The organism is Blautia glucerasea (genome assembly GCF_020537505.1).
Classification (GTDB): domain Bacteria; phylum Bacillota; class Clostridia; order Lachnospirales; family Lachnospiraceae; genus Blautia_A.
Genome location: NZ_JAJBMO010000035.1, coordinates 1 through 18,839, shown reverse-complemented (window position 1 = coordinate 18,839; position 18,839 = coordinate 1). Strand labels below are relative to the sequence as shown.

Below are 18,839 nucleotides of genomic sequence, written 5' to 3'. Positions count from 1 at the left end.
TGTCATTAGCTTGACACAAGGGGGACGGCATGCAGATAACACGGTGGATCTTCAGGAGTTTATGGTCATGCCTGTGGGAGCTTCCTGCTTCTCAGAGGGAATCCGTATGTGCGTGGAGATTTATCAGTCCTTGAAGATCCTTTTGAAGAAAAAAAATCTGTCTACCGCAGTTGGGGATGAGGGAGGTTTTGCCCCGGACCTGAAGGATGCAAGGGAAGTTCTGGAGTTGATCCTGGAAGCTGTGAAAAATGCAGGCTATGAGCCTGGAAAAGACATTGGCATTGCCATTGATGCTGCGGCAAGCGAGCTTTACGATGGGGAAAAAGATGGCTACTATTTTCCAGGGGAAAGCCGGATGACTGGAAAAGAAGTGATCAGGGATTTCAATGAAATGATCAGCTACTATGAAGATCTGCTGGATGCCTTTCCCATCGTTTCCATTGAGGACGGCCTTCAGGAGGATGACTGGGAAGGCTGGAAGGCGATGACAGAGCGTCTTGGAAGCAGGGTACAGCTGGTGGGAGATGACCTTTTTGTAACAAATATTAAACGTCTGTCCTGTGGAATCAGGCTGGGAACTGCAAATGCCATTCTGATCAAGGTAAACCAGATCGGAACCCTGACAGAGTCTCTGGAGGCAGTGGAGCTGGCTGCCAGAGCAGGATACCGTTCTGTCATTTCCCACCGTTCTGGCGAGACGGAGGATTCCTTTATTGCAGATCTGGCTGTGGCAACTGGGGCAGGTCAGATCAAGACCGGTGCGCCATGCCGTTCTGACCGAAATGCCAAGTATAATCAGCTGCTGCGGATCCATGAGCAGCTGGGAGGGCTGTCGGTATATGAAAATCCGTTTGTTAATGTTCACAGGTAATATTTTGCCAGGTGTTTTTTGAGGGTAAAGCTCACAGCCCCCAAAATAGCGGCGCAAAGTGTGTTGATGTGAATGGAATGAACGGTAACATCCGTTCCCTAATTAGGAAAATGGGAGAACCACACGGGAAAATGCCGTGATTTGCCTAAATTCAAGAGAAAAAAGAGTTGAAATCAAAAGCTGGCTATGGTACAATATCCTCTAGTTGATTAGGAGGTGTAACCACGTGCAGATTTTAAGAACGATTTTAACAATTCTTTTTGTTATAGATTGTATTGCCCTTACCGTAGTAGTCCTTATGCAGGAAGGTAAGTCACAGGGTCTTGGCGCTATCGCTGGAGCAGCTGACACATACTGGGGTAAGAACAAAGGACGTTCCATGGAGGGCGGTCTTGTTAAGGCAACTACAGTTATGGGAGTTTTGTTCTTTGTACTGGCAATTGTATTGAACCTGAATTTCTAAGTAAGAATGAACTGGGAAACACTCTTGTTGATCTGATCGCAAGGGTGTTTTTTATGTCATAGAAGATTTCAGCAGAAAGTTATGCTAAAAATATTTGGAGGAGCCAGGTAGAATCAGCAGGTTGATAAAAACTATTTTGCACGTGTGATAGTAGATAGAGTAGCCTGCGGGTGCAGGCATTAAGAAGGAGAAAAGTTGAATAAAGACAGAGAATTTGACAAACGAAAAAAATTTATGATGGAGCTTCTTGGTGATCCGGTGTACCAGCCTATGCGTTTCCGGGAGATTGCAGGTCTTCTGCGTCTTTCCAAGGACGAAAAGAAAGATCTGTACCGTGTTCTGGATGAGCTGGTAGCAGAGGGAAAGGCTGATCTGGATTCCAGGGGACGCTATTCCAAGGTAACTGGAAGAAAGCGCGGGAAAGAGAAGCTTCGCGGAAGAAGAGAAGAACGCGAGGAGAAGTTTTCCGGGAAAAATGGGGAAGAAGGTTCCGATAGACGTACCAGGAAAAAAGATGAGAAGCGTTCCGATAAGAAATACGAGAGTAAACGGGACGGAAAATACTCTGATCGAAAGTCAGAAGACCGTTACGGCAAAGGTAAGGAGAAATATAATGACCGGAAACACGGCAGACGCTACGAGGAAGAAGATGCAGAATTCCGCCTGGCACGTCTGGAAAACGAATACCCGGACAGCCCGTCTGTGGAGGGCACCTTTATCGGCCATCCCAAGGGCTTTGGCTTCGTAGAAATCGAAGGAGAAGAAAACGACGTATTTATTCCGGAAGATTGTACCGGAACGGCTATGCACCAGGATAAGGTTCGTGTTATAATCACAAAAGAGCCACAGGAAGGCAAACGCCGGGAAGGAATCGTGGTAAAGATCCTGGAAAGGGGCATGGCAGAGATCGTAGGAACTTACGAGAACAGCCGGGATTTCGGTTTCGTAGTAAGCGATAATCCCAAGTTTTCCAAGGATGTGTTTATTCCAAGAAAAGATTCCCAGGGAATCAAGGACGGGGATAAAGTGGTGGTGGAGATCACCAGCTACGGAAGCAAGAACCGCAATCCGGAAGGAAAGATTAAAGAGAATCTGGGAAGCTGCCGGGCTCCAGGAACAGACATTCTTGCCATTGTAAAAAGCTTCGGCATCCCAAGTGAATTTCCAGACAAAGTGCTTCGCCAGGCAGAGCGTGTGCCGGATCATGTGCTGGATGCAGACCGGGATGGCAGACTGGACCTTCGCCATCTTCAGACCGTCACCATTGACGGAGAGGATGCCAAGGACCTGGATGATGCAGTTACCCTGACTAAGGAGAACGGCATTTATCATCTTGGGGTACACATTGCAGATGTAAGCAATTACGTGCAGGGCGGCAGTGCCCTTGACCGGGAAGCCTTGAAGCGGGGAACCAGTGTGTATCTGGCAGACCGTGTGATTCCTATGCTTCCGGTACGGCTTTCAAATGGAATCTGCTCTTTGAACCAGGGACAGGACCGTCTTACCCTGAGCTGCCTTATGGACATTGATGAGAAGGGAAATATGGTTTCCCACAAGATCGCAGAGACCGTGATCTGTGTGGACGAACGAATGAATTATACAGATGTGAAGAACATTCTGGAGGATACCGACGAGGAGGCAAAGAAACGTTATGAAAAACTTGTGCCCATGTTTTTCCTGATGAAGGAGCTGTCTGAGATCCTTCGGGGAAACCGTCACCACAGAGGTTCCATTGATTTTGATTTCCCGGAGAGCAAGATCATCTTAAATGCTGCGGGAAGAGTCATTGATATCAAGCCATACGAGGCGAATGTGGCTACCAGGATCATTGAGGATTTTATGCTGATGGCAAATGAGACTGTGGCAGAAGAGTGCTGCAGAGACGATATGCCTTTTGTTTACCGTACCCATGAGACTCCGGATCCGGAGAAGGTAGAGAGTCTTCTCACCCTTCTTCACAATCAGGGCGTGCCGGTGCAGAAGCATGGCCAGGAGATTACCCCTAAGGAGATCCAGACCATTCTGGAGAGCATTGAGGGACTTCCAAATGAGCCGCAGATCAGCCGCCTTACCCTTCGGACCATGAAGCAGGCCAGGTATACCACAGAATGCAGCGGCCATTTTGGACTGGCAGCGAAATACTACTGTCACTTTACTTCTCCTATCCGCCGCTATCCGGATCTTCAGATCCACAGGATCATTAAGGATAAGCTCCGGGGACGTCTGGAAAGAGAGGGCAAGACAGAGCACTATAAAGAGATTCTGGAAGACGTGGCACGTCAGTCCAGCGTATGTGAGCGCCGGGCAGATGAGGCGGAGAGAGAATCGGATAAACTGAAAAAAGCAGAATACATGTCTTACCATATTGGGGAAGAATTTGAGGGCATTATTTCCGGTGTGACTGGCTGGGGCTTCTATGTGGAGCTTCCCAATACCGTAGAAGGACTGGTTCATGTCAATACACTTCGGGATGATTATTATACGTTTGACCAGGATGCTTACGAGCTGATCGGCGATGTGACTCACAAGGTTTTTGCACTGGGACAGAAGGTGCGGGTGAAAGTCGCAGACGCAGATACTATGCTGAAGACAGTGGATTTCGTTTTGTCTGAGGATCACGACTGGTAAAAGCGTTATTGTTCACGAGCTTCACCCAGACAGCTCGTGATGTGTTGCCAGTGCGTGGTAACGTAAATATAACTTTGGTTTATAACAAGTGCCGTCCCCAGGCGGCAATCCATACAGGGAGGAACTTATGGCAAAGAAACCAGGAATCAAACTGATTGCAAATAATAAAAAAGCGTTTCACGATTATTTTATTGAGGATACTTATGAAGCTGGAATTGCCTTGGCAGGAACGGAAGTGAAATCCCTGCGTATGGGGAAATGCAGCGTGAAGGAGTCCTTTGTGAGAATCCAGAATGGGGAAGTTTATATCTACGGAATGAACATCAGCCCATATGAGAAAGGGAATATTTTCAACAAAGATCCCCTTCGTATCCGGAAGCTGCTGCTTCACAGAAGCGAGATCAACAAGATGGAAGCAAAGCTGAAGGAAAAAGGCCTTACCCTTGTGCCGATTAAGGTTTATTTTAAGGACAGCCTTGTGAAAGTAGAGATTGGCATGGCAAGAGGTAAAAAACTGTACGATAAACGTCAGGATATTGCCAAGAAGGATCAGAGAAGAGAAGCAGAGCGCGATTTCAAAGTAAAGAATCTGTATTAAGTACTGAGAGCTGGGAGTTTATATTTTGAAAAATTCCCGGCTTTCATAAATTGCTGTTAAAAATTTATAGGGAATTGGTTGAAAAATGCTACGGTTCATTCCGTGACAGGCAGTGCGAAAACGATAAGAAGAGGTCAGCTATGGAAATAAAAGAGAAAACAGAAGAAACAGCAAAGAAAACCCGTATGATGAAAATCGTGGAGGATTCCAAAACCGAGCAGGTGCACCTGATCATGCACCAGCACCTAAACGCTGGAGGCAGACTTTTCGGCGGAATGTTAATGCAGTGGGTGGACGAGGTGTCTGGAGTGGTTGCCATGCGCCACTGTGGAACTTATCGTGTGACAACTGCTGCAGTAGACAATTTACAGTTTAAAGAGCCTGTTTATGAGGGCGAGATCCTTGTCATGATCGGCTATGTAACTTATGTGGGAAATACTTCCATGGAAGTGGAAATTGACTCCTACGTAGAGCGGGGGGATGGTATGCGCTATTTGGTGAACCGTGCCTTTTCCGTAATGGTAGCGGTGGATGAAAATGAACGCCCCACACAGATCCCGGGGCTTATTATCCGCACAGAAGCTGAAAAGGGCCGCCATGAAGCAGCTGTGCTCCGCAGGGATATGCGTAAGAAACGAAGAAATGCCGGTTTTTAAACATTGAGGCGTTATTGTTTGTAAGCAGATATTTATTTGAGTCAGAGGCAGAGAAAACTGTCCCTGACTCTTTTTGGGTTTACGGAAATAGCAACATTCTTGCACAAGTTTAGACAATTTTTTCCATAAGCAACCATTCAGAAGCACGGGAAAACATTCTATAATGAAGATAAAAAATGGGGAAAAAACTAGGAGGTTTTTTTATGCGATATGGATATTTTGACAATGAAAAAAATGTCCGTTGCAATGGATGATCCTGTTGAAATCTGGGATGTGAGGATCAAAAATGACAGTGACCGGACACGTAAGATCAGTGTTTTTTCTATCTGGAAATGACCTGACTGGTAAAGAAAAATCCGGCTGGTAACCGGAAAATACAGTGGAGTTATGATGGGGGTATATAAATGTATCATGTGGTGATTATAGACGATGAACCGATTATTGTGGAAGGGATTTCCAAGCTGGTTCCCTGGGAAAAGTCTAAAAATTGTATGAAATCATTCCGCCTTCGGTTGACAAGTCTGCCATACTCTGTAATAATAATGGAGAACAAAAAGTGGATGTTTAATTCTTTTTGTGGGAGGATTATAGATTATGAAGAAACGTTATGTGATTCTTGCAGCACTGCTGGTAACTGCCATGGCAGCCGCCGGATGTGGTAAGAAAAAGACTGATGATACAACTCAGGATGCGCAGGTAACTGTAGCTCCTGCCGAGAATACAGATACAGCCCAGGCTGATGATGGAACCCTTGTGGATATGCAGAAATCCGATGATGCAGATATTAAGAATGTGATCGGAGACGAGACTGCAACTGCTTCCAAGGTAATTATTGTAAATGGAACCGGCTCTGCCATCAAGGGCCTTTATGTACGTCCGACCAGCGATGACGATGATGACTGGGGAGACGAGCTGATCAATGGTTTATTTACATTGAATGATAATGATAAGGCACTTTATTACTATGATGCCAGTGTGAAGGATGCAGATGGAAATGCAGTTACCAGTTATGATATCCGGATCGTATATGAGGATGAAGATCTTACAGACTGTTATTTCCGTAAGCTGCCGCTGACTGTGATCACACAGATCACCCTTAAGATGGATGGAACAGGCGATGATGCCATTCCATATGCTACTTATCTGACTGGCAGCAGTAAGAAAGAGACATCTACACTGAGTGAGGTAAAGGCAAGACTTGGACTGGATGACAGTGAGGACGATTCCGGGGATCAGGAGGAAACAGATGTGACACCGACTCCGGAAGAAGATCCAGAGCCAACACAGGCTCCATCTAATAATGGAGATGATCCGGAACCAACACAGGCTCCGTCTAATAATGGAGGCAATACAGATCCATCTGATGCAAGCGCAGATGCTGCGAAGCAGTATATTGGACAGCCCCTCAGCAGTCTGATCGCAGCAATTGGCGATGCAAACGGAAGCGATTATGAGAATGAGCCGGAAACCGGAGAGACAGGATATCATTATTATGATACCTTTACTGTTTCTACTACAGTAGATGAAAGCGGCAATGAAGTGGTTGCAGGGGTATGGTAAATCGATAATAATGGATGCCAGAGGCAAAGACGCTGCTCTGGATATTATTAATATAAAATAAGGCAGGACAAAAGAATGGAAATGAAAAGAGTATTATTAAAATTAAGCGGAGAGGCTCTTGCAGGCCCGAAGAAAACAGGCTTTGATGAAGCCACTGTACTTGCAGTAGCGAAGCAGATCAAGGCAATTTCTGACGAAGGCGTACAGATCGGGATCGTCATCGGAGGAGGAAACTTCTGGAGAGGACGTACCAGCGAGACCATCGACCGCAATAAGGCAGATCAGATCGGTATGCTTGCCACTATTATGAACTGCATCTATGTATCTGACCTTTGCAGATATACAGGAATGCAGACAGAGATTTACACTCCATTTGCATGCGGTGCATTTACCAGGCTGTATTCCAAGGACAGCGTAGAGGAGAGCTTTGCACAGGGCAAACTGGTATTCTTCGCAGGCGGTACCGGACATCCATATTTTTCTACCGATACAGCTACTGTTCTCCGTGCAGTTGAGATTGAGGCAGATGCTATCCTTCTTGCAAAGGCTGTAGATGGTATTTATGACAGCGATCCGAAGACCAACCCGAACGCTGTGAAGTACGACGAGATTTCCATTCAGGAGGTTGTAGATAAGAAGCTTGCAGCTATGGATCTTACCGCTTCCATCATGTGCCTGGAGCAGAAGATGCCGATGCTGGTATTTGCTCTTGACGAGGAGAACAGCATTATCAATACCGTTCACGGAAAATTCTCCGGAACGAAAGTGACTGTATAAGAAAACGGATAATACTGCTTACCAGCAGAAAATCATAGAGAGGGAGATTAATTTTATGGATGAGAGAATTCAGAAGTATGAAGAGAAAATGAAAAAAACACTGGGAAGCTTAGAGGCAGAGCTGGCTACCATCCGCGCAGGACGTGCCAATCCCCATATCCTTGACAAGCTGACTGTAGATTATTATGGAAGCCCTACACCACTTCAGCAGGTGGCAAATATCACCGTTCCGGAAGCACGTATGATCCAGATCCAGCCATGGGAATCCAGCCTGATCAAAGGGATTGAGAAAGCAATCCTTACTTCTGATCTTGGTCTGAATCCGAACAATGATGGTAAAGTGATCCGCCTTGTTTTCCCGGAGCTTACTGAGGAGCGCCGTAAAGATCTGGTTAAGGATGTTAAGAAAAAAGGTGAGGCTGCCAAGGTTGCAGTCCGCAACATCCGCCGTGATGCCAATGATGCATACAAGAAACTGAAAAAAGAAGAGGATGTATCTGAGGACGAGATCAAAGAGCTGGAAGACAAGATCCAGAAGCTTACTGATAAATACATCAAAGATGTAGATGCAGCAGTAGATGCAAAGGGCAAGGAGATCATGACTGTATAATAGGGACAGTCTATTATAAAGAAATGCAGAGAGAGCTCTTAACAGGAGCTCTTTTCTGGCTTTTATAGAAATCGATAAAATAAGGAGAAAATTATGAATGTACCCAATCATATTGCCATAATTCTGGATGGAAACGGGCGCTGGGCAAAGGCAAAAGGAATGCCAAGAGGCTATGGACATATAAAGGGCTGCGCCAATCTGGAGCAGGTCTGCTACGACATCAAGGATCTGGGAGTGAAATATCTGACGGTCTACGCTTTTTCCACAGAGAATTGGAAGCGTTCCAGTGAGGAAGTTGCTGGTCTTATGAAGCTGTTCCGCAGCTATCTGAAGAAATGTATCAAGATTTCCAGAGATAATAAAATGAAGATCAAGATCATTGGTGATATTTCTGCTTTTGCACCGGATATCCAGGAGAGTATTCGGAAACTGGAGGAGTTTTCCAAGGATTATGATGAGCTGTATTTCCAGATTGCCATGAATTACGGAAGCCGTGATGAGATCACAAGAGGAATGAAAAAAATGGCACAGGATGTGGCAGATGGAAAGCTTTCCCCTGAGAATGTGACCGAAGCGCGGGTGGAGAGCTACCTGGATACGGCGGGAGTGCCAGATCCGGATCTTCTGATCCGTACCAGCGGAGAGCAGAGACTTTCCAATTTCCTTATGTGGCAGCTGGCTTACACAGAATTTTATTTTACAGATGTGGCATGGCCGGACTTCCATAAAGCTGAATTAATACAGGCTATTGAGAAATATAATCAAAGAGACAGAAGATATGGCGGTGTGAAGGAGGAGTAAGATGTTTAAGACACGTCTTTTAAGCGGTATTGTGCTGGTTGCAGTAGCGCTTCTGACAATCATCAGCGGAGGTTATGTGCTGTTTTTCACATTGCTTGGAATCTCCCTGATCGGAATGCAGGAACTGTACAAGGTGATGAAGGTAAGAGAGGATCAGTTTAATGCACTGGAAATCGCCGGGTATGTGGGAGCAGTGATCTATTATGTGCTGATGACACTGGATTTTGAAAAATACGGAATGATGGGCGTGATCATCTCATTTATGATCTTTATGTTCGTCTATGTATTTACGTACCCAAAGTTTAAAGCAGATCAGGTAATGCCTGCTTTTTTTGCAGTTGTGTATGTGGCTGTGATGCTGTCCTTCATTTATCTTACCAGAAACCTGCCGGATGGCAAGTTCCTGGTATGGCTGATCTTCCTGTGCTCATGGGGATGTGATACCTGTGCATATTGTGTGGGAATGCTGATCGGCAAACACAAAATGGCACCGATCTTAAGCCCGAAGAAATCCGTGGAAGGCGGAATCGGCGGAGTGGCAGGAGCTGCCCTTTTAGGAGCAATTTATGCTGCGGCGACTGGCGGCAAGGTGGCAGAATATGCGTTGATCTGTGCAGTTGGAGCACTGATCTCCATGGTAGGAGACCTGGCTGCTTCTGCCATTAAGAGAAACCAGGGAATCAAGGATTATGGAAAGCTGATCCCGGGACATGGGGGAATCCTGGACAGATTTGACAGTGTGATCTTTACCGCTCCGGCTATTTATTTCCTGGCGAAACTGGTGCTGGGAATTTGATGCAGAACCGGTAACAGAATATTTGCATGAACGAGTGGAAATGATAAGGCATGATTTGCCCGTGTGATGGAATGAAAGGAATTTTACATGAAGAAAATTGCAATTTTAGGTTCAACCGGCTCGATCGGTACACAAACACTGGATGTGGTAAGAGCCAACGGTGACATAGAGGTGCTGGGAATCAGTGCTGGAAGAAATGTAAAAATGCTGGAAGAGCAGGCGAGAGAGTTTCATCCTCAGCTGATCGCAGTCTGGGATGAGAATGCGGCTAAGGACCTGGCTGTTCGTCTGGCCGATCTGAATGTGAAGATCGTATCTGGTATGGATGGACTGCTGGAACTTGCGCGTCTGCCCCAGACGGACATTCTGGTGACTGCTGTGGTTGGAATGATTGGAATCCGTCCGACTATGGAGGGCATCAAGGCTGGCAAGGATATTGCACTTGCCAACAAAGAGACGCTGGTAACAGCTGGCCATCTGATCATTCCTATGGCAAAAGCGTATGGGGTGCAGATCCTTCCGGTAGACAGTGAGCACAGTGCTATTTTCCAGGCCCTTCACGGGGAAAAACGTGCTCAGGTAGAGAAGCTTCTTATCACGGCTTCCGGTGGTCCCTTCCGGGGAAGAAAGAGGGAGGAGTTGAAGTATGTGACTCTTGCAGATACCCTGAAGCATCCGAATTGGGTAATGGGACAGAAGATCACGGTGGATTCCGCTACACTGGTAAATAAAGGCCTTGAGGTTATGGAAGCCAGATGGCTGTTTGATGTGGATCTGGATCATATCCAGGTGGTTGTCCAGCCGAAGAGCATTATCCATTCCATGGTGGAGTTTAAGGATGGTGCTGTTATGGCACAGCTTGGGACTCCGGATATGCGGCTTCCCATCCAGTATGCACTTTATTATCCGGAGCGCAGATATCTGGATGGAGAAAGACTGGATTTCCACAAATTAAAAGAAATTACCTTCGAGGATCCGGATATGGAGACATTCCTGGGACTTCCAATGGCTATGGATGCTGCAAGAAAAGGCGGCAGTATGCCAACTGTGTTTAATGCAGCAAATGAACTGGCAGTGAAGAAGTTTTTACAGGAAAAGATCGGTTTCCTGGATATTTATGATATTATTGCACAGTCTATGGAGAGACATCATGTGATTGCAGATCCAGACTTGGAGGAGATACTGGCGGTAGAAGACGAGACTTATAAATGGATTGAAAGCAGGTGGTAGGTTGAAGATTATTTTGGCATTGTTGATTTTTAGTGCGATTATTCTTTTTCATGAGCTGGGACATTTTCTTCTGGCAAAGAAAAACAAGATCGTGGTAACGGAATTTTCCCTTGGAATGGGACCAAGGCTGCTTAGCACAGAGAAGAATGGAACCAAATATTCTCTGAAGCTTCTGCCTCTTGGAGGCTCCTGTGCAATGTTGGGAGAGGACATGGAGGATGAGGCGCAGGGGACTTTTAATGGAGCACCGGTATGGGGAAGGATTGCTACAGTTGCGGCAGGTCCCATTTTTAACTTTATTCTGGCTTTCGTGTTTGCAGTGATCATTGTGGCACTGGTTGGCTATGATCCGGCAAAGGTTATCCAGGTGGAAAGCAGCTCTGCCGTGTCAGAAGCAGGTCTTCAGGAAGGCGATATCATCAAGGAATACCAGGGCTATCACATTGACCTGGCAAGAGATCTTTATCTGTATATGTATCTGAACAGTCCCCAGGAGGATGAAACCATCCATTTGACGGTGGAGAGAGATGGAAAAGATGTGGAGCTTTCTTTTAAACCGGATGTGCAGGTGAGATATCTTCTTGGATTTAACAGAAAGAGTACCGATTCTCTGGAAGTGGAATCTCTTATCCCAGGAATGGGCTTGTCTGAGACTGGAGTGGAACCCGGGGATGTGATCACATCTATTAACGGTGCCAGACTGGAAAACGCAGATGATTATACCACATATCTTGCTGAGCATCCGCTTACAAGCGAGGCCGTGACCATTACCTATGAGCGGGATGGATTGGAATATACCGCAGAGGTAACGCCCTCAGAATCCCGCTCTGCAGTGCTTGGTTTTTCCTATAATCTGGGTTATACCAGGACACAGGGCTTTGAAGTGCTGAAATATGGAACACTGGAAGTAAAATATATGATCCGGTCTACGCTGCTTAGTCTGAAGGAGCTTCTTACAGGAGGACTTGGGGTGAAGGATTTAAGCGGTCCAGTTGGCGTGGTAGATGCAATTGGCAGTACCTATGAAGCTAGCAAGAGCGAGGGTATGCTGTCCATCTGGGTAAATATGCTGTATATGGTAGCGCTTTTGTCTGCAAACCTTGGTGTGATGAACCTGCTTCCTCTTCCGGCACTGGACGGCGGACGTCTGGTCTTCCTGGTGGTTGAGGCAGTTCGCAGGAAGCCTGTGAACCGGCAGGTGGAAGGCATGATCCACTTCACTGGATTGATGGTGCTGATGCTGTTGATGGTTGTGGTTATGTATAATGATGTTTTGAAGATTTTCTGATTTCTGTGCATCGCGAAGCGTGTTGCTGTGAACGGAGTAAACAGTAACTTTTCAGAACATTTCACAGATGAAAATGCAGAATAAAAGTAAAGGCTATGTGTGTCAGGGTGGTACGCATGGCCTTTTTCTATGGACAGGGCGCCAAAAAAATATGTGTGTATGGACCTTTGGCGATTATCGTGATAACAGGAAAATGGAGTTTGTGTTTTGTCACTGTTATTTATTAACAGACTTGGATGCGGTAATAAAAACTATGTAATGGAGTATGCAATAAAAGAAAAACTTGACATAAAAACAATTATACTTTATACTAAAATAGTTTTAAAATCAAACTAATTTGAAATGTGGAGGAGATTGTTTTGGATAGAGGATATAACAGCAGTTTGAAGAGCTTGAAAATTGGAGATAAGGTGGCTGAGCTTCCCATCATTCAGGGCGGAATGGGAGTCGGGGTAAGCAGAAGCTCTCTGGCAGGTGCAGTGGCGGCAGAAGGGGGAGTGGGAATCATTTCCACAGCCCAGATCGGGTTTGACGAGGAGGGCTTTGAGAAAGACCAGGCGGGGTGTAACCGGAGGGCGATTCGGAAGCACATCTGCAAGGCGCAGGAGATCGCTGGGGGAAATGGGCTGATCGGTGTGAACATTATGGTGGCATTGAAGCATTATAAAGAACATGTACAGGAGGCTGTGGCCTGTGGCGCAGATATGATTATCAGTGGCGCAGGGCTTCCTATGGAGCTTCCTGAGCTGGTACCGGAGTTTTGCAGAACCAGGATCGCGCCTATTGTTTCTTCTAAGAGGGCGCTTCATTTGATCCTGAAAATGTGGGCGCACCGGTATAACCGGACAGCAGATCTGATTGTAGTGGAAGGACCGGAGGCGGGCGGGCATCTGGGCTTTTCCAGGGAGCAGCTGGCTCACAGAGGGGAATTGGATTTTGACCAGGAAATCTGTGATATTATTACCTGTAAGAAAGAATATGAGGAGAAGTTTGGCCGGGAGATTCCGGTGATAATTGCAGGCGGGATTTTTGACCGGAAGGACATTGATCATGCTATGCTTCTTGGGGCAGACGGGGTACAGATTGCAAGCCGGTTTGTGGCAACCAGGGAGTGTGATGCAGATGAAAGTTATAAACAGGCCTATGTAAATGCCAAGGAAGAGGATGTGCAGATCATCCAGAGTCCGGTTGGAATGCCTGGAAGAGCCCTTCGTAATTCTTTTATAAAAGCTGTAGAGAAGGGAAGGATCCCAGTAAAAAAATGCTATAACTGCCTGGAAAAATGTAATCCTGGCCAGGTGCCTTACTGTATTACGAAGGCTCTGATCGATGCTGTGAAGGGGGATGTGGAGAATGGATTGATGTTCTGTGGGGCAAATGTGGGCAGGATTGACAAAATTACTACGGTGCATGAACTGATGAGAGAATTAGCAGAAGGCTGATGGCTGGTCAGCAGAGGATTATGATACATGGCGGGAGAAGGGCGATCCCGCCATATTGTGTTTACTGTAATTCCGCAATCCGGGTGACACCCACGTAAATTTCCTGTATTTTGTACCAGGTGGGATAGTCTACGATTCCGGTTTCGGGCAGACCGAAGATATTCTGGAATTTGCGGACAGAAGCCTGCGTCTGGGAGCCGTAGATTCCATCTGGATTCACTTTGGGGAGTGCCGGGTAAGCCTGGCTGATGGCGTTCAGCTGTTCCTGGAGCTGGAGCACCTTGCTTCCGGAAGTACCTATATCCAGATCATAGCCTGGCCAGGAGGATGGGATGCCAGAGACCTCTTCGGCTACGTTAATATACATGTCATTTCCATAGAAATAACGCAGGATTTCGATAGCAGAGTATCCCTGGTCTCCTAACCGCTTGCTTCCCCACTGTGTCATCCATCCCCGGTCGCGGCACTGTACCCGCTCTCCGTCACAGTATTGGGTAAGAATCGGCTGGCGGACATTAGGACGGGAGAGGTAGTTTTCAAAAAGTTCATCTACAATGCGGTCGATGGAGTCAAAAATGTTGCGGCCTCGGATCCATTTGTGGTCGTAGGCAGTGGATGAGGTGATGGTGTAGTCTTTTCCTTTGTTACGATACCACTCTGTGTACACCCGGTTAAGCGTGAAAGACATAATAGCCAGCACGTTGGCACGTATTGTATCATCTGGCCAGGTAGCATAAATTTCGCTGCTTGCTACGTTTTTGATGTAATCACGGTAACGGACATAATAGTTGGAGGCAGAGTTGTCTCCCACTGGTCCGTCGTGCACTACGATATATTCTGGAATAACGACTTTGCTTAGGACGATTTCTCCGGTTTCATTTACAGGCTTAATTTCTGATTCCTGTATTTTGGGCGGATATTCATAGAAGAGGGTGTGAGGTGGAATGACCACTCTATTGTCTGGAACAGAAGTCTGTCTGGAATTTAAAAGCACTGGCTGCCTGGCGAGAACAGCGGGCAATATTTCTGTACCTGCAATCTCTTTCTGGTGGAAATCCTCGGCTTCGATCTGCATGGAATATTCTGCATAAGGCTGCGCCTCCTCAGAAGCGTTCAGGCTGTATTCCAGAGGGGGTGTTTTCAGCTGGAGGATTGGCGTGTTTCCAGAAGAATCTGTCCGGACTTCCTCGATAATGCTGTTTGGATCGCCGGTATAAGAAATGCGGACAAGTGCATTTTCCACAGGCCGGTTGTCTGCTTCAGAACGAACTGTTATCTGTAGGGTTCCCTGGTCTACATTTTCCTGTTGTGCACGTAAGGTTTTACTGTAATACATGGACGACCTCATAAAATGCTCTTCTGGGTATTATATGCGGGAGAAAGAAGGAGTGTCAAAACAGAATAAGTGATGTTTGTAGGGACGAAAATATATTATAATGAAAAAGCAGATAAAAAATGCAGATATACCCAAGGATGGGAGCACGCCTAAGCGGAAAAAACTGCATGGGCTGTAAAAAGTACGAAAGAAGGAATAGAATGAAAAATTTAAGAAAACGAATTGCAGGCTATCTTTTAACATTTACTTTGATCCTGGCAGGAGCTGTCTTTTCAGGAAATGAAAAGGCTGTTTTTGCATCTGGCGGCAGCATGGAGGTACACTTTCTGGACGTGGGGCAGGGACTGTCCATTCTGGTGCAGTCGGAGGGGCAGACGCTTTTGTATGATGGAGGACCGAGAGGTGCTTCCAGTTATGTGGTTTCCTATTTGCAGGAGCAGAATGTATCGGAGATCGCTTATCTGATTTCTTCCCATTATGATGAGGATCATGTGAGCGGACTGATCGGCTGCCTTAGTGCTTTTCAGGTGGATAACGTAATCGGGGCAGATTACGTCCACGATTCTTCCCTGTATAATTCCTTTGTGGACGGGGTGGCAGCCCAGGGGCTTGAAGTGCAGCATCCGGCTGTTGGAACAGAATATGAATTTGGATCTGGTGAATTTACTGTTCTTTCCCCAAAGGAGATCAGCAGGGAAAGTAATGCCAATTCGGTGGCGATCAAGCTGACAAATGGAGACAATAGTTTTATTTTTACCGGAGATGCGGATTACAACAGTGAGAGCGATATGGTTGCATCTGGTCTGGATCTGGACTGCGATGTGTTAAGTGTGGGACACCACGGATCAGCCACAGCTACAAGCTGGGATTTCCTTCAGGCTGCTGTCCCGGAATTTGCAGTGATCAGTTGTGGAGCCGGGAATATGTATGGTCATCCGGATGCAGATACCATGGAAAAGCTGTCGGACATGGGAATTTCAGTATATCGGACCGATGAACAAGGCACTATCGTGGCGTCCTCAGATGGCAGTACTATTTCCTGGAATATGGAGCCCTGCAATGATTATACCTCCGGGGATGGGAAAACGGATGCACAAAGTGGAGAAGCAGCAGGATTTGCATCAGAAGGAAGCAGCGGGCAGGAAGCGGCTGTTGTTTCAGAAGAGGCAGAACAGACAGCTGCGGATGACAGTCAGGAGGAAATGGTGTGGATCTCTGCCACAGGAAGCAAATATCACAGCATTCCGGACTGCGGAAATATGAACCCGGACAAAGCATACCAGGAGCCTGTTTCCCAGGCGCAGGCCCAGGGATATGAGGCGTGCAAAAAATGCTTTTGATTTAACCAAAATTTTTCGATTATATTTCGGAAATTCCCTTTTTTATTTGGATAAATTCTGGTATACTAAAGTGTATGCTTAGTAGAACGTAAGTAACGTAAAATATGGTAGCGGTTCAGTAGGGATGCCCCGGTACAACAATTCTGTAAATGTTGGACTGTTACAAAATAAATGGTGGTGTAAAATTAGTGAGTGAACAGAAACGAGTAATTTTCACAAAGGAGGAATTGGCTGCAAAGGTAAAGGTTCCGGCTGTTGTGGAGCAGGATTTGAAGCGTATTATCAGTGACCGGCTGGAGCAGTGTGGATTGTACTACAGGGTTTTTTCCAGAATTAAGACAGCCTCCTCTATGGCTCATAAATTTGCCCTGAAGGATTACGGGGCAGAAAATAAGAAGCTGCAGGATCTGGTAGGTGTCCGCATCAACCTGTATTTTGATGATGACGTGGAAATCTGCCAGAACATTGTGGAAAATACTTTTGACGTGATTGGCTGGTCTACCTCAGAACGAAGTGAGGAAGAGTTTAAGCCTACCAAGCTGAACGGTGTGTGCCGGCTTCCAGAATATTTGAGAACGGAGATTTCCCCGGAGACCTGGGATATGTATATTGATGATACCTTCGAGATTCAGATTAAGACCATGTTTTTCGAAGGCTGGCATGAGATTGAGCACGATATGCGCTATAAAGGAGAAGAACTCTGGAAGAATTATAAGGGGTTTTCCAGATACTTTAACAGCATTCTGGCAACATTGGAGCTCTGTGATAAATCTATGGTTACCCTGTTTGAGGACCTGGGACATTCCCTTTATAAATCAGGCAGATGGAGTGATATGATCAAGAGTCATTTCCGCCTGAAGCTGGGAGAGGGACAGCTTTATCCGGAGGTGGCCCAGCTTCTGGATGAGGACTGTGACCTGCAGGTGGAGAATCTGGCGAAGCGTATTTATAAGACCAGCAAGCAGACTTTGGTGGACCAGCTGCTTCACCGCAGCCGTAAGGTGCCTATCAATGTAAATACGATCATTGCCCTGTTAAACGACAGCCAGTTCCATGACAGCCGCCTGACAGCGATTTTTAAGGAGCGTGATGTTTATAACGATGGGCGTGAAGAGAGCCTGGGAGAGTCCTGGCATTATGAGATGAAGCCTTTGATCCGTCACAATGTATTCCAGATGTGTACAGAGGTGGACGGGAGCAGGATGAGAGAGGGACAGCTGGCTTCTGCTACGGAGATTTTCCAGCAGGCAGCAGACTGTATATATGGCTGGATCGTGGGAAAATACGGCGGATTGTTTAAACAGATGCCACAGAAGACCAGCACCTATCATGCGGATATCCTGGCTTATCATGTGGCTGTGAATTATGATCCGGGCAACCGCCATCTGAATATGCATGTAAGACATATGGATATGGAAGTGGGCGGCCGGATCTGGTATTCCGAGGCAGGGCTTGAGGTATCCCGTCAGGAGAAGGTAATCCTGAAGGTTTGCAACGGATATGCACAGCCGGCCAGAGAGCATACTATCCAGGATCCGGGAGTAACCTTTTTCAGCTATCCGGGCTATTATAAGACAATTGTAGATAATATTGGAATTGTTAATGGAATTGAGTGTTCTAACCGAAGAAGGATCCTGCGGGAGGAGATGTTTGGAAATCTGATCACAGCGCTGAAGGATTCCGAGCGTTTATTCCCGGTGGTGGTGATCGTTTCCAGAGAGACTTCAGATGGAATGATGGATGAAGACTGGCTTGGCCAGTTCCGTGTGTCTGATTTTACAAGAACGGTATGGCGTTATTCCCATGTGTTTACTGCCCATGAGTCTACCGGAAAGAAATTCCTGAAGCTTGCAGGGATTGATCTGCGCCAGATTGACGATATTCCCAGACTTTATATTTTCTGGCCAGGAGGAGACGTAGATGATTACGGCCCGGAGGATGTGACGAACTGCAGTTTTGGACGCCACCTGGAAGCAAGAGGCGACGCCCGCACCTACGATATTGTCCGCGGCGGACAGGCATTTTATCATAAAATCGTTACGGATCTGCGCGAGTGGAATATTTCTGCAGATATGTGGGAAGGATTTAAGCTGGAGACAGTGACGGAATTGCCGAAGTAAAATGTACCATCAGTATGAATTAAAAATAATGAAAATTATGAAGAGCCTTTACAATCCTGTATTGCCCCTTAGGAGAGTAAAGGCTTTTTTTATTTTATAAATGTTGCGTTATATTGCTTATAATTTTGGGGGCAAGAATCTTGCTACTGGGGGGCAGAATGGGGGCAAACTCTTGACACCCTTTGATAGTTTATGAACATTTGAAGTCCAAAAAAGCCCGCAAAATCAATGTTTTGCAGGCTCTTGACACTTCTTGAAGCAATAAAAAATGCGGAAGATGGGACTTGAACCCACACAAGCGCAATGCTTACAAGATCCTTAGT

At 46.3% G+C, this 18,839-nt stretch carries 17 protein-coding genes and 1 pseudogene; 16 read left to right on the top strand and 2 right to left on the bottom strand.

Annotation, left to right across the window (positions count from 1 at the left end):
- Positions 1-16: 16 nt before the first annotated feature.
- The 14 genes and pseudogenes from eno to LIQ05_RS17855 all read left to right on the top strand — a co-directional run.
- Positions 17-871 (top strand): annotated as a pseudogene (gene eno / locus LIQ05_RS17920) (phosphopyruvate hydratase); the annotation flags it as partial.
- A gap of 226 nt (positions 872-1,097) precedes the next feature.
- Complete coding sequence (gene secG, locus LIQ05_RS17915) at positions 1,098-1,334, top strand: preprotein translocase subunit SecG (protein WP_226822765.1); 237 nt, start codon at positions 1,098-1,100, stop codon at positions 1,332-1,334.
- A gap of 270 nt (positions 1,335-1,604) precedes the next feature.
- The gene (gene rnr / locus LIQ05_RS17910; RefSeq protein WP_416386007.1) at positions 1,605-3,962 is read left to right on the top strand and encodes a ribonuclease R; all 2,358 of its coding nucleotides are present in this window, start codon (positions 1,605-1,607) and stop codon (positions 3,960-3,962) included.
- A 127-nt stretch (positions 3,963-4,089) separates the two neighbouring features.
- A complete protein-coding gene (gene smpB, locus LIQ05_RS17905; protein ID WP_021926591.1) occupies positions 4,090-4,560 on the top strand; it encodes an SsrA-binding protein SmpB in 471 nt (156 codons plus the stop codon).
- 140 nt (positions 4,561-4,700) lie between these two features.
- On the top strand, positions 4,701-5,216 hold the full coding sequence (locus LIQ05_RS17900) for an acyl-CoA thioesterase (RefSeq protein ID WP_226822763.1): 516 nt from the start codon (positions 4,701-4,703) through the stop codon (positions 5,214-5,216).
- A 210-nt stretch (positions 5,217-5,426) separates the two neighbouring features.
- Positions 5,427-5,552, top strand: coding sequence for a hypothetical protein (locus LIQ05_RS17895; RefSeq protein ID WP_226822762.1), 126 nt, complete (start codon positions 5,427-5,429; stop codon positions 5,550-5,552).
- A gap of 258 nt (positions 5,553-5,810) precedes the next feature.
- Positions 5,811-6,776 carry a hypothetical protein gene (locus tag LIQ05_RS17890; RefSeq protein WP_226822761.1) on the top strand — a complete coding sequence of 322 codons (966 nt, stop codon included), beginning with the start codon at positions 5,811-5,813 and terminating at the stop codon, positions 6,774-6,776.
- 81 nt (positions 6,777-6,857) lie between these two features.
- Complete coding sequence (pyrH, locus tag LIQ05_RS17885) at positions 6,858-7,553, top strand: UMP kinase (protein ID WP_226822768.1); 696 nt, start codon at positions 6,858-6,860, stop codon at positions 7,551-7,553.
- 55 nt (positions 7,554-7,608) lie between these two features.
- Positions 7,609-8,163, top strand: coding sequence for a ribosome recycling factor (frr, locus tag LIQ05_RS17880; protein ID WP_226822760.1), 555 nt, complete (start codon positions 7,609-7,611; stop codon positions 8,161-8,163).
- Positions 8,164-8,256: 93 nt separating this feature from the next.
- Positions 8,257-8,964, top strand: coding sequence for an isoprenyl transferase (locus LIQ05_RS17875; RefSeq protein WP_226822759.1), 708 nt, complete (start codon positions 8,257-8,259; stop codon positions 8,962-8,964).
- Position 8,965: 1 nt separating this feature from the next.
- Positions 8,966-9,760: a phosphatidate cytidylyltransferase gene (locus LIQ05_RS17870; protein WP_226822758.1), complete on the top strand. Its 795-nt coding sequence runs from the start codon at positions 8,966-8,968 to the stop codon at positions 9,758-9,760.
- An 87-nt stretch (positions 9,761-9,847) separates the two neighbouring features.
- A complete protein-coding gene (gene dxr, locus LIQ05_RS17865; protein ID WP_226822757.1) occupies positions 9,848-10,990 on the top strand; it encodes a 1-deoxy-D-xylulose-5-phosphate reductoisomerase in 1,143 nt (380 codons plus the stop codon).
- Position 10,991: 1 nt separating this feature from the next.
- Positions 10,992-12,278, top strand: a complete 1,287-nt coding sequence (gene rseP, locus LIQ05_RS17860) for an RIP metalloprotease RseP (RefSeq protein ID WP_226822756.1) — start codon at positions 10,992-10,994, stop codon at positions 12,276-12,278.
- A gap of 359 nt (positions 12,279-12,637) precedes the next feature.
- Positions 12,638-13,720, top strand: a complete 1,083-nt coding sequence (locus LIQ05_RS17855) for an NAD(P)H-dependent flavin oxidoreductase (protein ID WP_264292804.1) — start codon at positions 12,638-12,640, stop codon at positions 13,718-13,720.
- Positions 13,721-13,781: 61 nt separating this feature from the next.
- On the opposite strand, the gene LIQ05_RS17850 is transcribed toward LIQ05_RS17855, so the two are convergent.
- Positions 13,782-15,056, bottom strand: coding sequence for a peptidoglycan-binding domain-containing protein (locus LIQ05_RS17850; RefSeq protein ID WP_226822755.1), 1,275 nt, complete (start codon positions 15,054-15,056; stop codon positions 13,782-13,784).
- A gap of 200 nt (positions 15,057-15,256) precedes the next feature.
- Here LIQ05_RS17850 and LIQ05_RS17845 point away from each other — a divergent pair, with 200 nt between their 5' ends.
- Together LIQ05_RS17845 and LIQ05_RS17840 are read left to right on the top strand one after the other, a co-directional pair.
- Positions 15,257-16,396: a ComEC/Rec2 family competence protein gene (locus LIQ05_RS17845; protein WP_226822754.1), complete on the top strand. Its 1,140-nt coding sequence runs from the start codon at positions 15,257-15,259 to the stop codon at positions 16,394-16,396.
- A 188-nt stretch (positions 16,397-16,584) separates the two neighbouring features.
- Positions 16,585-18,516 carry a hypothetical protein gene (locus tag LIQ05_RS17840; protein WP_226822753.1) on the top strand — a complete coding sequence of 644 codons (1,932 nt, stop codon included), beginning with the start codon at positions 16,585-16,587 and terminating at the stop codon, positions 18,514-18,516.
- Between the two features lie 143 nt (positions 18,517-18,659).
- On the opposite strand, the gene LIQ05_RS17835 is transcribed toward LIQ05_RS17840, so the two are convergent.
- On the bottom strand, positions 18,660-18,839 hold a 180-nt coding region (locus tag LIQ05_RS17835), incomplete at its 5' end, for a hypothetical protein (protein WP_226822752.1).

Excerpts from the sequence above, each read along its gene's own strand:
- LIQ05_RS17845 (WP_226822754.1), top strand. The coding sequence starts at position 15,257 with ATGAAAAATTTAAGAAAACGAATTGCAGGCTATCTTTTAACATTTACT.
- LIQ05_RS17900 (WP_226822763.1), top strand. The coding sequence starts at position 4,701 with ATGGAAATAAAAGAGAAAACAGAAGAAACAGCAAAGAAAACCCGTATG.
- pyrH (WP_226822768.1), top strand. The coding sequence starts at position 6,858 with ATGAAAAGAGTATTATTAAAATTAAGCGGAGAGGCTCTTGCAGGCCCG.
- LIQ05_RS17890 (WP_226822761.1), top strand. The coding sequence starts at position 5,811 with ATGAAGAAACGTTATGTGATTCTTGCAGCACTGCTGGTAACTGCCATG.
- frr (WP_226822760.1), top strand. The coding sequence starts at position 7,609 with ATGGATGAGAGAATTCAGAAGTATGAAGAGAAAATGAAAAAAACACTG.
- LIQ05_RS17850 (WP_226822755.1), bottom strand. The coding sequence starts at position 15,056 with ATGTATTACAGTAAAACCTTACGTGCACAACAGGAAAATGTAGACCAG.
- rnr (WP_416386007.1), top strand. The coding sequence starts at position 1,605 with ATGCGTTTCCGGGAGATTGCAGGTCTTCTGCGTCTTTCCAAGGACGAA.
- dxr (WP_226822757.1), top strand. The coding sequence starts at position 9,848 with ATGAAGAAAATTGCAATTTTAGGTTCAACCGGCTCGATCGGTACACAA.
- LIQ05_RS17875 (WP_226822759.1), top strand. The coding sequence starts at position 8,257 with ATGAATGTACCCAATCATATTGCCATAATTCTGGATGGAAACGGGCGC.
- LIQ05_RS17870 (WP_226822758.1), top strand. The coding sequence starts at position 8,966 with ATGTTTAAGACACGTCTTTTAAGCGGTATTGTGCTGGTTGCAGTAGCG.
- smpB (WP_021926591.1), top strand. The coding sequence starts at position 4,090 with ATGGCAAAGAAACCAGGAATCAAACTGATTGCAAATAATAAAAAAGCG.
- LIQ05_RS17895 (WP_226822762.1), top strand. The coding sequence starts at position 5,427 with ATGGATATTTTGACAATGAAAAAAATGTCCGTTGCAATGGATGATCCT.